The organism is Neisseria sp. HMSC061H08, from assembly GCF_001836795.1.
Classification (GTDB): Bacteria; Pseudomonadota; Gammaproteobacteria; order Burkholderiales; family Neisseriaceae; genus Neisseria; species Neisseria subflava_A.
Map to the genome: position 1 here is coordinate 147,704 of NZ_KV830556.1, position 13,361 is coordinate 161,064.

At 50.1% G+C, this 13,361-nt stretch carries 14 protein-coding genes; 8 read left to right on the plus strand and 6 right to left on the minus strand.

What is annotated here, in order from left to right; all coding sequences use genetic code 11:
• Positions 1-25: 25 nt before the first annotated feature.
• Together HMPREF2675_RS01620 and HMPREF2675_RS01625 are read right to left on the minus strand one after the other, a co-directional pair.
• Positions 26-1,498: a S41 family peptidase gene (locus HMPREF2675_RS01620; RefSeq protein WP_004520081.1), complete on the minus strand. Its 1,473-nt coding sequence runs from the start codon at positions 1,496-1,498 to the stop codon at positions 26-28.
• Between the two features lie 214 nt (positions 1,499-1,712).
• Positions 1,713-3,620 carry a murein hydrolase activator EnvC family protein gene (locus HMPREF2675_RS01625; RefSeq protein WP_070813838.1) on the minus strand — a complete coding sequence of 636 codons (1,908 nt, stop codon included), beginning with the start codon at positions 3,618-3,620 and terminating at the stop codon, positions 1,713-1,715.
• Between the two features lie 173 nt (positions 3,621-3,793).
• Between HMPREF2675_RS01625 and HMPREF2675_RS01630 the strand changes: the two genes are divergently transcribed.
• The 7 genes from HMPREF2675_RS01630 (at position 3,794) to HMPREF2675_RS01660 (ending at position 8,119) form a co-directional block, all read left to right on the plus strand.
• The gene (locus HMPREF2675_RS01630; protein WP_070813839.1) at positions 3,794-4,339 is read left to right on the plus strand and encodes a CreA family protein; all 546 of its coding nucleotides are present in this window, start codon (positions 3,794-3,796) and stop codon (positions 4,337-4,339) included.
• A gap of 27 nt (positions 4,340-4,366) precedes the next feature.
• On the plus strand, positions 4,367-4,915 hold the full coding sequence (locus HMPREF2675_RS01635; RefSeq protein WP_003680465.1) for a YqgE/AlgH family protein: 549 nt from the start codon (positions 4,367-4,369) through the stop codon (positions 4,913-4,915).
• Positions 4,908-5,363 (plus strand): Holliday junction resolvase RuvX, encoded by a 456-nt coding sequence (gene ruvX, locus HMPREF2675_RS01640; RefSeq protein WP_003680463.1) that lies wholly within the window; start codon positions 4,908-4,910, stop codon positions 5,361-5,363. The genes HMPREF2675_RS01635 and ruvX overlap by 8 nt, the downstream gene beginning before the upstream one ends.
• 165 nt (positions 5,364-5,528) lie before the next feature.
• The gene (locus HMPREF2675_RS01645; RefSeq protein WP_003684921.1) at positions 5,529-5,951 is read left to right on the plus strand and encodes a YidB family protein; all 423 of its coding nucleotides are present in this window, start codon (positions 5,529-5,531) and stop codon (positions 5,949-5,951) included.
• 149 nt (positions 5,952-6,100) lie between these two features.
• Complete coding sequence (locus HMPREF2675_RS01650) at positions 6,101-6,649, plus strand: carboxymuconolactone decarboxylase family protein (protein ID WP_070813840.1); 549 nt, start codon at positions 6,101-6,103, stop codon at positions 6,647-6,649.
• A gap of 123 nt (positions 6,650-6,772) precedes the next feature.
• A complete protein-coding gene (locus HMPREF2675_RS01655) occupies positions 6,773-7,864 on the plus strand; it encodes an acyl-CoA dehydrogenase family protein (RefSeq protein WP_070813841.1) in 1,092 nt (363 codons plus the stop codon).
• A gap of 84 nt (positions 7,865-7,948) precedes the next feature.
• Positions 7,949-8,119 (plus strand): rubredoxin, encoded by a 171-nt coding sequence (locus HMPREF2675_RS01660; RefSeq protein ID WP_003680460.1) that lies wholly within the window; start codon positions 7,949-7,951, stop codon positions 8,117-8,119.
• A 47-nt stretch (positions 8,120-8,166) separates the two neighbouring features.
• Here HMPREF2675_RS01660 and dapC read toward each other — a convergent pair whose 3' ends face one another.
• From dapC to HMPREF2675_RS01680, 4 genes are all read right to left on the minus strand, one after another.
• Positions 8,167-9,357, minus strand: a complete 1,191-nt coding sequence (gene dapC / locus HMPREF2675_RS01665) for a succinyldiaminopimelate transaminase (RefSeq protein WP_070813842.1) — start codon at positions 9,355-9,357, stop codon at positions 8,167-8,169.
• A gap of 121 nt (positions 9,358-9,478) precedes the next feature.
• A complete protein-coding gene (locus HMPREF2675_RS01670; protein ID WP_070813843.1) occupies positions 9,479-10,651 on the minus strand; it encodes an NAD(P)H-dependent flavin oxidoreductase in 1,173 nt (390 codons plus the stop codon).
• Positions 10,652-10,991: 340 nt separating this feature from the next.
• Positions 10,992-11,672, minus strand: coding sequence for a YiaD family glycine zipper/OmpA-like lipoprotein (locus HMPREF2675_RS01675; RefSeq protein WP_049328625.1), 681 nt, complete (start codon positions 11,670-11,672; stop codon positions 10,992-10,994).
• A gap of 218 nt (positions 11,673-11,890) precedes the next feature.
• Positions 11,891-12,766 carry a YoaK family protein gene (locus tag HMPREF2675_RS01680; protein WP_070461604.1) on the minus strand — a complete coding sequence of 292 codons (876 nt, stop codon included), beginning with the start codon at positions 12,764-12,766 and terminating at the stop codon, positions 11,891-11,893.
• 161 nt (positions 12,767-12,927) lie between these two features.
• Between HMPREF2675_RS01680 and HMPREF2675_RS01685 the strand changes: the two genes are divergently transcribed.
• Positions 12,928-13,317: a hypothetical protein gene (locus HMPREF2675_RS01685; protein ID WP_070813844.1), complete on the plus strand. Its 390-nt coding sequence runs from the start codon at positions 12,928-12,930 to the stop codon at positions 13,315-13,317.
• Positions 13,318-13,361 lie beyond the last annotated feature (44 nt).

Below are 13,361 nucleotides of genomic sequence, written 5' to 3' on the forward strand. Positions count from 1 at the left end.
CCTTTTTTATTGAGAAATAACAGGTTTATTTTTTACTGTCTTTATCTGCATCTTTTTTCGGCGCAGGTTTTTTCGCTGCCAAGCCCAAAGATTTTTGCCATTCGGCTGGATTTTTCACCAAGTCCAAGGCTTTACGGAGTTGATCGTCTTTGGCCGGATTTGGAATGCGGCGGCTGGAGATGTCTTCGTCTTTGTCTTTTTTAGACTTGTCTTTATCGGCTTTGGTTTCTGCGTTGGCAGGCGTCTCGGTGCTGCTGTTGACGTCTTGTCCGCCTAGCGGATTGCCGATATGGCCGACCAAATCGGCTTCGCGGCTTTCAAAGGCGCGGTCTTTGTCTTTGACTTCAACGTCAGGAACAATGCCTTGCGCCTGAATCGAGCGGTCGTTTGGCGTGTAGTAAAGGGCGGTGGTCAGTTTGACTGCGCTGCCGCCGGAAAGCGGAATCAGGGTTTGCACGGAGCCTTTACCGAAACTTTGTGTGCCGACGACGACGGCGCGTTTGTGGTCTTGCAATGCACCGGCAACGATTTCGGAAGCAGAGGCCGAGCCTGCGTTAATCAGGACGGTCATAGGAATGGTTTTCAGCTCGGCGGGTAATCCGGCCAACGGGTCTTTGCCGCTGGTGGTGATGTAGTCTTCGGCAGTTGCTTTGAGAACCATGCCTTCTTTTTTGTTGCGGCCTTTGGTGCTGACAACGGTGACGTCAGGTTGCAGGAAGGCTGCGGATACGCCGACTGCGCCGTTGAGCAGGCCACCCGGGTCATCGCGCAAGTCGAGGATGATGCCTTTGAGCGGACCTTTGTTTTCTTTGACGAGGGCTTGTGCGGCTTCGTTGAGCGCGGCAACAGTGCGCTCTTGGAATTGGGAGACGCGGATGTAGCCGTAGTCTTTTTCAAGCAGGTGATGGCGTACGCTTTTGACTTTGATGATGGCGCGGGTCAGGTTGACGACGATGGGTTTGTCGGCATTTTTGCGCGAAAGGGTTAGGGTGATTTTGGTACCCGGTTTGCCGCGCATTTTTTTGACGGCTTCGCTGACGGTCAGGCCGCGCGTAGAGGTATTGTCGATTTTGACGATGAAGTCGCCGCTTTTCACGCCGGCGCGTTCTGCCGGAGTGTCTTCAATCGGGGCAACGACTTTGACGAACCCGTCTTCTTGTCCGATTTCCATGCCCAAGCCGCCGAATTCGCCGCTGGTGGACTCTTTCATTTCGGCATAGCCTTTTTTGTCCATATACTCGGAATGCGGATCGAGATCGGACACCATGCCTTTCATTGCGCCTTCAAAGAGCTCGGCATCGGGTTTGTCTTGGTAATAGTTGGCTTTGATTTGGCCGTACACTTCTGCCATGGTGCGGATGGTTTGCACGGGAAGGGCCTCGTTGTCTTTTTTGTCTTTTTCGGCGGCAAAACTTTGTACACTCAGACTGAGGGCGATGCCGCTAAATGCGCCGAGAGTGTAGATTGCAACTTTTTTCAAAGTGGATTTTGTTGACATTCGTTTGACTTTCTTTTTGTGTACGGTAAGCAAAGTGGTTTTTGTTTTCTCTGAACCCGTTGACTTTATGTGATTTAAACGCTTGGAACAATAAGTTTAAGGTAAAAGTTTGTTGTTTAATGTGCTGAACAGGCGTGAAAATCGTGTTTTATTGTAGTTTATGATGAAATTCAGACGGCCTGAAGGGGAAAATTCACTCAGGCCGTCTGAAACATCAGTTAATCCAGGAAAGCGGATTCATGACTTGTCCGTTGTAGCGGACTTCAAGGTAAAGGCCGGTTTCGCCCGACGGCAAAGTGCCGCTGGTGCCAATCTTGCTGCCGGCATTGACGGCGTAGTTTTGGGCGATGTCGATTTCGTTCAGGCCGGAGTAAATGCTGACATAGCCGTCGCCGTGGTCGAGGACGACCACTTTGCCGTAGCCTTCAAGTTCGCCGGCAAAAGTAACCGTGCCTGAGGCAATGCTGCTGACCGGAGCAGGAACGGTATTGTAGAACACGCCTTTCCAAACTTCGCCATCGCCGCGGTCTTGACCGAACAGACCTGCCAGTGTGCCGTTGACCGGTTTTTTCAGACGGCCTTGCATACGGCTGAAGCTGTTGGCGTTGCTGACGGTAAAGCCTTGGGTGTCCGGGGCTTGCAGTTTCATGTCTTCGTCAGTCAGCGTGGACATGGCGGCGCGTTCGGCTTCGGCTTTTTGTTGGGCGGCAGCCTGCTCTTTGCGGGCTTTTTCAGCGGCAGCCAAGCGGGCTTCCGCGGCTTTCTTACGTGCTTCGGCTTCGGCTTTGCGTTGATCGGCTTTGCGTTTTTCCAAATCTTTCAAGAGATTGTTGAGGCGCTGCTCGTTTTCTCTGTGGTTGATTTTCTTTTGCGCTTCTTTGGCCATTGCCGCGTTTTGACGGCGGCTTTCGGCTTGTTCGGCGGTATTGGTCACGCCTTGTTGGCGCAACGAAGATTGGATGTTGGCTTGCAGTTTTTTCAGGTAAGCCAATTCATTGTTGATTTTTTGCTCTTGCGCTGCCAGCTCTTTTTGTTGTTTTTCCAAGTCTCTCATGACTTGGTCGTTGGCGTTGTTGATATAACGCGTGTAACGCAGGAAGCGGGTTTTTTGACCGGCATCGGCGTTTTTCAGGAAGAGGGCGACCGCGTTGGGCTGGCTGTTTTTATAGTTGCCGGACACAAAGCGCGAAATTTGGGCGCGCGTGTTGGACACTTCGGCTTTCAACTGGTTGGCATCGGCATTGAGTTTTTGGAATTTTTCCCATGCGTCGCGTTGTTTGCGGTTGATGCCGGAGAGGTTGTTGCGTGTTTGTTGCAGCTGTTTGAGCGTGGCATTGACATGGATAATGAAACCCTCGTTGCGTTTGGCAAAGGATTTCTTGGTTTCCATGTCGTTGGCTGCGGCAGTTACGGCTGCTTTGAAATCGTTGTCGGCTGAAGAAGCGGCTTTAGGCTCAGCTTTAGTGTCGTCTTTTTTGTTTTGCTCTTTGGCTTTGGTGTCTGTTTTAGCGTCTTTTTTGTCTTCGACAGCTTTTTTGGCGGACTCTTTAGCTTCGGCCTTTTTGTCTTCGGATGCTTTTTTTACGGGCTCTTTGGTTTTTTTGCCGTCTTTTTTATCTTCAGCCGCTTTTTTAGCAGGCTCTTTGGCTTTGGTTTCCTTAGGGTCTGCTTTTTTTACGGGTTCTTTGGCCTTGCTGTCTTTTTTATCTTCAACAGGTTTCTTGTCTTGTTCTTTGGCTTTGTCGGATTTTGCGGCTGCGGCTTTTTTGTCTTTTGCCGTTTCTTTAGGCTCTTCGGCTTTACGGTTGGCCTTTTTATTGTCGGCAGCGACTTCGGAGGCTTTAGCCATTTTGTTTTTGGCTGAAGCGCGTTCGTTTTTGTCGGCGGTTTCCTTCTCTTTGGCAGCTTTGGCTTTAACCGCTTTTTTGTCTTCCTCTTTTTCTTTTACCGCTTGTTTTTTTGAGGTTTCTTTTTTGACATCTGCCTTAGTGGCTTCTTTCTCTTTTTTCACGGGCGCAGCTTTTTTGACAGCGGCCGCTTTTTCTTTCGGCGCGTCTTTGGCAGCATAGGTTGGCAGGGAGAAACTGAGCAACAGGGCGAGAATGAGGGGTTTGTAACGCATGGTTCGATCTTGCTATCAAAGTAGGAACAATAGGACGGATTATACTGTCTGTCAGGCCGTCTGAAAATAATATCGGGTTGCAATATGGACGAACGCTCTTATATAGTAACGATAGAGTAGGCGGACGGGCTTTAGTCTGCCTGGAAATTGACAGTCTGCATCGACGGGATATTATGAAAAAATATTTATTAGTAGTGTTAGGTGCCATGGTTTTGGCGGCTTGCGGTGACAATACCGATAAAATCGGACGCGCCAGTACGGTGTTTCATATGCTGGGTAAAAACGACCGTATTGAAGTGGAAGGTTTTGACGATCCTGATGTGCAAGGGGTTGCCTGTTATATTTCGTACGCGAAAAAAGGCGGTTTGAAAGAAACGGTCAATCTGGAAGAAGATGCCAGCGACGCATCCGTTTCCTGTGTACAAAGTGCGGAAGTCATCCGTTATAACGAGGCTGCGGTTTTGAAACCGCGACAAGTGTTCAAACGCAGTGCCAGCATAGCATTTAAGAGCCAGCAGATTATCCGCTACTACGACCCGAAACGTAAGTCTTTTGCTTATTTGGTATACAGCGATAAAATCGTTCAAGGTTCGCCGAAAAACTCTTTGAGCGCGGTATCGTGTTTTGCCCATGCGAAAACCAATGCGCCGGTACCGGTAGGCGGCGCGGTTTACGGTGCGTGCGTGGTGGATGCGCCGGTTGCCGACGGACAAAAATAATAAAATCAGCTTATAGATTAAAAGAATATGAATTTAGCCAACCATTTCCTGATTGCCATGCCTCATATGGACGATCCGTTTTTTACGGATACTGTCATTTATGTGTGCGAACACGATGAAGAAGGTGCGCTGGGCATCGTCATCAACAAGCCTTCGCCGATTACCATGGACATGATTTTCGCCGCCGCCGACCGCAATATCCCGTTGCGCCTGCAACATGAAAACGTGATGATGGGCGGGCCGGTTCAGATTGAGCGCGGTTATGTCGTGCATACGCCGATCGGCCGCTGGCAAAACAGCATGGTGGTAACCGATAACGTCGCGCTGACTTCTTCGCGCGATGTGATTGAAAACTTGTCTAAAGAAGGCGCGGTGGACAAGGCTTTGATCAGTATTGGTTATTCAAAATGGGGCAAAGGGCAGTTGGAGCGCGAGCTGGCGGAAAATGTTTGGTTGACCGTCCCTGCAGACGAGCATATTCTTTTTGATGTCCCTTACGAACTCCGTTATGCCGCCGCTTTTGAAAAATTGGGCGTCAATCCGAACGCCTTGGTTTCAGGAGTCGGCCATGCCTGATGCACCAAAAGGCACGGTTTTGGCCTTTGACTTCGGCGAGGCGCGTATCGGCGTGGCGCAGGGGGATGCCGAGTTGGGCATGACCCATCCGCTGGCGACGGTAACCGGCAACAGCAATGATGAAAAATTCGAGGCCATTGCCAAGCTGGTCAAAGAATGGCAGCCCAAGTATTTTGTGGTCGGCCTGCCGACGCATACCGACGGCACGGAGCATGAGCTGACCCGTTTGAGCCGCAAGTTTGGCCGCCGTTTGCACGGACGTTTTAACTTGCCGGTTTATTGGGTGGACGAAAGGATGTCTTCCCTATACGCGGAAAGCTTGCTTGCTGAAGCCCAAGTGTTTGGCCGAAAACAAAAATCCGTACTTGACCAAGTAGCGGCGCAGGCGATTTTGCAAGGGTTTTTTGAAGGTGGAGCGGCCGAGTATTTCAATGGCCGCGAAGAATAGCATTATTCATTATAAAGGCCGTCTGAAACCGGGTTTCAGACGGCTTTTGTTTTGTTACGGCTTTGGGATAAAAGAAGTTTAGTTTGGTTAAGCCTGATTTTTTTCAGTGCAAATTTTGCTACACTCCGTTTTCTTTTTTTTAGACACAAATACAAGGAAAAAGTCATGGCACTCATGGACAATCTTTTGAATGCGGCTACTCAAATGTTGGGTGGCAACAGCGAAAACGGCGCACAAGGTTCTCTGACCGATATGGCGATGGATTTGGTGAAACAGCAAGGCGGCGTGGGCAATCTGATCAACCAACTGCAACAAGGCGGTTTGGGCGATGCCCTGAGTAGCTGGGTTTCCAACCAATCCAGCAACCTGCCTGTGTCCGGCAGCGACCTGCAAAATGCGTTGGGCAGCGATACGGTAAACCAAATCGCGCAAAAATTCGGCGTGGATGCCGGTCAAGCAGGCGATTTGTTGGCAAAAGTATTGCCTGACTTGGTCGATAAAGCCACGCCTAACGGCACGGCTCAAGATGCGGATGGTTTCGGCTTGGACGACATCGCTTCTATGCTGCTGAAAAACTTTATGAAATAATGAGTTGAATCATTTGATAAGGCCGTCTGAATCCGTTCAGACGGCCTTATAACTTTTGGTTCGCGGCAAATAACCAATAAGTCTTTTTCTGATGGAGGCGGATGGCTTATGATGGGCACTCCATTTCACCAGATAAGAAGGTTATACACATGTCTCGCTTGACCATACACACAGTTGAAACCGCTCCTGAAGCTGCTAAACCACGCATTGAAGCCGTATTGAAAAACAACGGCTTTATTCCTAACCTGATCGGCGTTTTGGCCAATGCGCCTGAAGCTTTGGCGTTTTATCAAGAAGTTGGTAAGCTGAATGCGGCCAACAGCCTGACTGACGGCGAAGTTGAAGTTATTCAAATCATTGCCGCCCGTACTAACGAATGCGGTTTCTGCGTTGCCGGCCACACCAAACTGGCTACCTTGAAAAAACTGCTGTCCGAACAATCCATCAAAGCCGCACGCGCATTGGCTGCAGGCGAGTTTGACGATGCCAAACTGGGTGCTTTGGCAACATTCACCCAAGCCGTTATGGCGAAAAAAGGCGCGGTATCCGACGACGAGCTGAAAGCTTTCTTCGATGCAGGCTACAACCAACAGCAAGCCGTTGAAGTCGTCATGGGTGTTGCTTTGGCAACTTTGTGCAACTACGTCAACAACCTTGCCAAAACTGAAATCAATCCTGAATTGCAGGCATTTGCCTAATTTCATCAAAGGCCGTCTGAAAATTCAGACGGCCTTTTAGTAAAAAGCAAGGGTATCCTTGTTGCTAAGAAAATTCATGAGTAGAGCCATCTACGCTTCAAACCTTATTCAGAGGAAAAAATCATGACACGCGAAGCTTTACTGAACAATGTTGCCACACTCGTTAAAAGCAAGCTGAAACCATTGGTGGACGACATCGACCGCAAAGGCCTGTATCCGAAAGAATTTATGCTGGAATTGGGCAAAATCGGCGGTTTTGCCGCAACCGGTACGGTTGAAGAAGGCGGTAACGGTTTGGGTTTGGCAACGCAAATTGCCGTATTGCGCGAAATCGGTAAAGAATGCGGCGCCACTTCGTTCAGTGCATGGTGTCAGGCGGCTTGCGCGTGGTATCTGCACCAATCGCCCAACCAAGCGGTGAAAGACAAATATTTAGCCGATATTCTGCAGGGTAAAGTTTTGGCCGGTACGGGCATGTCCAATACTGTCAAACACCTTGCCGGCATTGAAAAACACAACCTGCAAGCCGAGCGCGTTGAGGGCGGCTACAAAGTCAACGGTGCCTTGCCTTGGGTATCCAATATCGGCGAAGACCATATTTGGGCGAATACCGCCCAAGTTGGCGACAGCTATGTGATGTTTATCACCGGCGGCCAATGGGAAGGCGTGACCCTGCAAGCCTGCCCCGAATTTTGCGCCCTCGAAGGCACGCGCACGTTCAGCCTGAATTTCAAAGACGTTTTCATTCCTGACGAAGACGTAATCGCTGCGCCTGAGCAGTTCCAGTCTTATATTCCGACCATTAAAGCCGGTTTTATCTTGCTGCAAATAGGTATCGGTGCCGGTGTGATTGACGGTGCGCTCGGTATTATCCGCGTGGCCAATGTAGTGAACGCGGAAGTGAACGCTTACCTCGACCACAACTACGATGATTTGAAAGCCGCGTTGGACGGCGCATGGGCGGAAACCGAACGCCTTGCCGATGATGCGTGGAACAACAAACCTGATACGCTGGCAACCTTAAAGCTGCGTGAAGCGGCTGCTGTATTGGCTCTGAACGCCACTCAATCTGCCGCATTGCATGCAGGCGCGAAAGGTTATCTGATGCGCAGTCCGGCGCAACGCCGCGTCCGCGAGGCCATGTTCGTTGCCATCGTAACACCGGCCATCAAACACCTGCGTAAAGAAATCGCCGCTTTGGAAGCAGCGCAATAAATTCAAAATATCAACAATAAAACACACGAAAGACCGTCTGAAAATACGGTTTCAGACGGCCTTTTAAAATAGAAGGAACACCAAATGGCTCAATATATGTGCGGCCCTTGCGGCTGGATTTATGACGAAGACCTCGGCGACCCTGAGCACGGCCTGCCTGCCGGAACCAAGTTTGAGGATATTCCCGACGACTGGAAATGCCCTGAGTGCGGCGTAGGCAAAGAAGATTTTTATCTGTTGGATTTCGTGATATAACTTGGTTGATTTAAAAAGGCCGTCTGAAATTTCAGACGGCCTTTGTTTTATTGGCGGTATAAAGCAACCATGGTTTCAGCCGCTTTGACGCAGCTTTCCACATCGGCAACCAAAGCGATGCGGACGTAGCCTTCACCCGGATTGCCTTGTTCGGTATCGCGGGCGAGGAAGCGGCCGGGCAACACCTGGATAGCGGCTTTCTGCCACAGGTTGCGCGTAAATGCCAAGTCGTCGCCATCGGGAACTTTCAGCCAAATGTAGAACGATGCGTCCGGCAGTTTGACATCGAATGCCTGTTGCAAAATCGGAATGACGAGGTCGAATTTTTCTTGGTAGAGGCGGCGGTTGGCAATCACGTGTTCTTCGTCGTTCCAAGCGGCAATGCTGGCGCGTTGGACAGGAATGCTCATCGCGCTGCCGTGGTAGGTGCGGTAGAGCAGGAAGTTTTTGAGCAACTCGGCATCGCCTGCGACAAAGCCGGAACGCAAACCGGGGACATTGGAGCGTTTGGACAGACTGGTGAACATCACGATGTTGTGCGTGCCGCGACCTAATTGCGCCGCAGCCTGCAAGCCGCCGATCGGTTTGTTGTCGTCAAAATAAATTTCGGAATAGCATTCGTCAGAGGCAATAATGAAGCCGTATTTGTCTTGCAAATCAAAAATTTCTTTCCAGTCTTCTAATTGCAGGACGCTGCCGCTCGGATTGTTGGGCGAGCAGACAATCAGGACTTTGGTGCGCTGCCATACGTCTTCGGGCAGGCTGCTCCAATCGGGGTTGAAGCTGGGTGCCGGGCAGTTGGCAAAATGGATTTCGCCGCCGCCCAATATAGTCGCGCCTTCGTAAATTTGATAGAAAGGATTAGGGCTGATAACAACCGGTTTGGGGCCGTCTGAAGCCGGATTCAAAACGGTTTGGATGAAGGAGAACAATGCTTCCCGGCTGCCCAATACGGGCAGGATTTCATTGTCGGGATTGAGGCTCAAACCATCATAACGGCGGGCAACCCATTCGGCGCAGGCTTGGCGCAGTTCGGGCAGGCCTGCGGTCAGCGGATATTTTTCCAGTTCGTGCAGGGAGGCGGTCAGCACGTCGGTGATGACTTTGGGTGTCGGATGTTTCGGCTCGCCGATTTGCAGATGAATGGGTGTTACGCCTTCGGGTGCATCAATGCCTTGCATGGCTTCACGCAGGCGGGCGAAAGGATAGGGTTTGAGATGGTTCAATAATGGGTTCATGATGTTTCTGCCGATAAATTAAGGCAATAATCTTAGCATTTTTTAGATGGATTGGGATAAAAAGGCCGTCTGAAAACAGGGTTTAAATGTTTTTCAGACGGCCTTTTGAATATTGATGCGTTTATTTGGCAGAGACGACGGGCAGGGAACCGTTCAAGAGATAATGAATGGTTTCTTGAACCGTACGGATGGCATTGCCAAACGGCAGTGGGTCTTTACCGCGGAAAAACAGGCCTTTATCGACTTCACCGCGGAATGCGGCGGAAAGTTGGATGTCGATACAGAATTGACCGGCTTTGGCCAAGCCGTCGCGCAAACCGCAGCTGGTCAGGCAGTTCAGGCCTTGGGTGCAACGGCGCGGATCGTTTTTGGCATTGGCTTGCAATTTGGCCTCACGTTTGATGTAGTTGTCGAGGAATTTGGTGCGCACGCCGCGTGCAGGCAAACCGGCAACAGACATGAATTCAACCACTTTTTCGGTTTCCGCACCGGCCAGCGTTTTTTTGAAGTTGATGTGGGCATCGCCTTCTTCGGTTACGGCAAACGCGGTACCGATTTGAACGGCGGACGCGCCCCAGTTTTTCAAGGCTGTTTTGACTTTTTCAAAGTTTGCCATGCCGCCGGCGAGTACCAACGGGATTTTTTCGCTTTCCAAGCCCAAGTTTTTGAATACTTCAAACGTTTCTTCAATAACGCGTTTGAACTCGAATTTGGCATCGTTCACGCCGTCAACGGTTGCCGCGCCCAAGTGGCCGGCTGCGTGGGCTGGGTGTTCGATAACGATGGCATCGGGCAAAATGCCTTTTTTCATCCAACGTTTCAAAACGATGTTGATACCGCGTGATTCGGACAGGATAGGGAAAAGGGCGACATCTTTGTGATAGCCCTCGGCCATTTCCGGCAGATCCAAAGGCAAACCTGCTCCCATCACAATCGCGTCTGCACCGGATTCGCAGGCCTGACGGACGTAGGCGGCATGGTCTTTGACAGCTTTCATGACGTTGACGGCAATCATGCCTTTGCCTTCTGAATCGGCTTTGGCTTTTTTGATTTCACGGTCCAGCGCGATGCAGTTGATACGGGTGTATTTTTCTTCGCTGGAATCGATTTTTGATTCGGCCAGCAAATCTTCGTGCAAGTGGCGCAAATCGACGCTGGCGATGGTACCTACGCCGTTTTCGCGCGCAACCGCGCTGGAGAGTTTTGATGCGGAAACGCCTACACCCATACCGCCTTGTACGACGGGAATCAGTGATTTGCCACGGATAATCAATGGGTCAAAGTTGTTTTGCATGGATGCTCCTTCATAGATTCTGGATGGTGCCGTCTGAAATCCTATGAAATGGATTGGATAACGGACTGATGTGTATATAAATAAGTGTGTTTTTCGCCGCCGTTTTTCAGACGGCATGAGGCGTGTTTTTAAAATTTTAGGAATTATACTCTAAGTTAGTGTAAAAATTAGAGTATTAATACAGTTTTTTTGAAGGAAAAATTGAAAAGTCTTGTTAATAAAAGAATAAATTTTATGACAGGTTTGGTTGCGGAGAAGAAATTGCAAACAAAATCCACAAAGAAAAAGGCCGTCTGAAATTTCAGACGGCCTTGAGTATGGGAATCAGACAGATGTCGGATTACATTTGTTTTTTAGCGGCGTCAATGGCGCGTTGGTCAGGGTTGATCAAGATTTCAACGCGGCGGTTTTGTGCACGGCCTTCAACAGTAGCGTTGGAGGCGATTGGTTGACGGGAGCCGTAACCGAAAGTGCTCAAACGGGTGCTGCTTACGCCACGGGATTGCAGGAAGGTGGCAACAGATTCGGCGCGGTTGCGAGACAATGGTTCGTTGATGGCATCGTTGCCGGTATTGTCGGTGTGGCCGTTGATGGTCAAAGTGGTGTCAGGATATTGAACCAAAGTTTGCGCGGCGGCAGACAAGGCGCTTTGAGCATGGCCGCTCAGGGCAGCGCTGCCGGTAGCGAAGGTTACGTTTTCAGGCATAACCAGTTTGATTTGGTTGCCTTGACGTTCAACTTCGATGTTGGTGTTGGCCAGGCTTTGACGCAGTTTTTTCTCTTGGTAGTCCATGTAACCGCCGATACCGGCACCTACTGCACCACAAGCCAATGCGGAGTTGCGCGCGCCTTTACCACCGTGGGTCAGCGCACCAACGATGCCGCAAACAGCCGCACCGCCCAAACCGTACATAGCGGTTTTGCTGGCGGATTGTTGACCGGTAGCAGGATCGGTCACACAGCCGGTGAGTGCCAAAGGAATTGCAGTAGCAATAACGGTCAGGGGTTTCAAGAATTTCATGTCGTATCCTCTTTTTAGATGACGGCTTAGGCCGTCTGAAAAAAATGAATAAAAACCGCGTGGGTCATTACGGATTTATGATACCCAATATCCGAAACGCAAAAGAATGGGTTTAACCCGATATTACGAAAATATTTGCCAGTTAACATAATTCTGAAGCATTTCTGCATTTTTCTGGCAGCTTGGCCGTTTTGCCGTGAAATAACAAGCAAAGTTTTTTACAGTTTCTTCCGTTTTTTCTGCTTGCGGCGATACCAGTTGACGAATGCCCATTTCAATCTGACCTTGACATCGTATCCCACTGAACCTGCACCCAGTATGAGCAAAACGGCGGAAACGGGCAGGGCGAAATGATGGCCGACCAGATGATAACCCCATGCGCCAACCACGCCGCCCAGCAAAAACGACAGCATCAAGCCGCTTAAAAGCCACATTTTCGGTTTGTTGACGCGGACGTGCGGCAGGCGCGGATGATGCTGTTTGGAGTAATAAAGCGCGCGTGAAATTTCAATGCCCAAGTCGGTCGCCGTACCGGTCATGTGGGTGGAGCGGATGGCACCGCCGGAAAGAAGCGTGATAACCGTATTGTGCATGCCCATAATAAAACACAATAAAAACAATGCTAAAGACGGCATAATAAAATCAGAGCCGCCAAAATCCCATTCCATCGCGGCAATACCGAACCAACCGAATATCAACAGATAAACTGCTTCCAGCCACATGGAAAACCCAAAGCTGCCACGGAAACGCATCTGCTGCGTCCACAAAATCACCCAACCCGAATGCGCGGCACCGGCAACAAAACATAACACGCTGATTGTGGCAATAATGGCCACACTCCACTCTTGAAGATACAAAACATCTGCCAACAGCGACATTGAGCCGGTAACGTGGGAGGTATAACGTGAGAATGCGAAGTAACCGCCGGCATTAATCGCACCGGCAAGAAAGGCCATGATGTAGCCCAGCCGTCTAAAACGGGCATCGGAAATATTGTGTTCGTGCAGATACGGACGGTCCGCCTGCCAAAACGGCGGCGTGTGTTGCCTGTGGTGGCGCAATCGGTAGGAGTGGGGCGGTTTGTCGTCGTTCATTGATTGAGGGTAGGAGCGAGCATTTATATTGGGTGTATTTTATATGCAACTGCCTGCTGCCAAGAACAAATAATATGAAAGTGTCCCCAAGTTGCCACACTTGCCCATTACAAGATGAGGGCGTACATTAATAGCTATACATGACTATAAGGAAACATCCGATGAATCCTATCCGCCTGACTGTATTGATTGGTGCTGCCGCATTACTTGCCGCCTGCGCCACCACGCCTGAGCAAAAAGCCGCACGCGCCCAAGCGCAGAAACGCTATGAGCAGGATCTTCAAGTACATCTTGCTGCCCAATGCGATCAGGAGACTGCCGCGCTGATCCGCCGCAAATTTGACGAAGAAGGCAAACCCGGTGCCGCAACTGCGGAACAAAAAGCCTTCCGCCTCAAATATATCGACAAAGTTTCCGATCCGATGTTCCAAGCCTGCTACAAAATGGCATGGCAAAACTATATTTCTCAAGAACAGCTGCGCGAAGCCCGTTACTATCGTTATTACGACGATTGGGGCTATCCGTTTGGCCGTTATCCTTGGTGGTGGTAAGGTATTAACAAACTTTAGGGCCGTCTGAAAGCATATATTTATTG

What these genes read in the sequence shown, in the direction of transcription:
- HMPREF2675_RS01620 (WP_004520081.1), bottom strand. Translation starts at nt 1,498, where the DNA reads ATGTCAACAAAATCCACTTTGAAAAAAGTTGCAATCTACACTCTCGGC.
- HMPREF2675_RS01625 (WP_070813838.1), bottom strand. Translation starts at nt 3,620, where the DNA reads ATGCGTTACAAACCCCTCATTCTCGCCCTGTTGCTCAGTTTCTCCCTG.
- HMPREF2675_RS01630 (WP_070813839.1), top strand. Translation starts at nt 3,794, where the DNA reads ATGAAAAAATATTTATTAGTAGTGTTAGGTGCCATGGTTTTGGCGGCT.
- HMPREF2675_RS01635 (WP_003680465.1), top strand. Translation starts at nt 4,367, where the DNA reads ATGAATTTAGCCAACCATTTCCTGATTGCCATGCCTCATATGGACGAT.
- ruvX (WP_003680463.1), top strand. Translation starts at nt 4,908, where the DNA reads ATGCCTGATGCACCAAAAGGCACGGTTTTGGCCTTTGACTTCGGCGAG.
- HMPREF2675_RS01645 (WP_003684921.1), top strand. Translation starts at nt 5,529, where the DNA reads ATGGCACTCATGGACAATCTTTTGAATGCGGCTACTCAAATGTTGGGT.
- HMPREF2675_RS01650 (WP_070813840.1), top strand. Translation starts at nt 6,101, where the DNA reads ATGTCTCGCTTGACCATACACACAGTTGAAACCGCTCCTGAAGCTGCT.
- HMPREF2675_RS01655 (WP_070813841.1), top strand. Translation starts at nt 6,773, where the DNA reads ATGACACGCGAAGCTTTACTGAACAATGTTGCCACACTCGTTAAAAGC.
- HMPREF2675_RS01660 (WP_003680460.1), top strand. Translation starts at nt 7,949, where the DNA reads ATGGCTCAATATATGTGCGGCCCTTGCGGCTGGATTTATGACGAAGAC.
- dapC (WP_070813842.1), bottom strand. Translation starts at nt 9,357, where the DNA reads ATGAACCCATTATTGAACCATCTCAAACCCTATCCTTTCGCCCGCCTG.
- HMPREF2675_RS01670 (WP_070813843.1), bottom strand. Translation starts at nt 10,651, where the DNA reads ATGCAAAACAACTTTGACCCATTGATTATCCGTGGCAAATCACTGATT.
- HMPREF2675_RS01675 (WP_049328625.1), bottom strand. Translation starts at nt 11,672, where the DNA reads ATGAAATTCTTGAAACCCCTGACCGTTATTGCTACTGCAATTCCTTTG.
- HMPREF2675_RS01680 (WP_070461604.1), bottom strand. Translation starts at nt 12,766, where the DNA reads ATGAACGACGACAAACCGCCCCACTCCTACCGATTGCGCCACCACAGG.
- HMPREF2675_RS01685 (WP_070813844.1), top strand. Translation starts at nt 12,928, where the DNA reads ATGAATCCTATCCGCCTGACTGTATTGATTGGTGCTGCCGCATTACTT.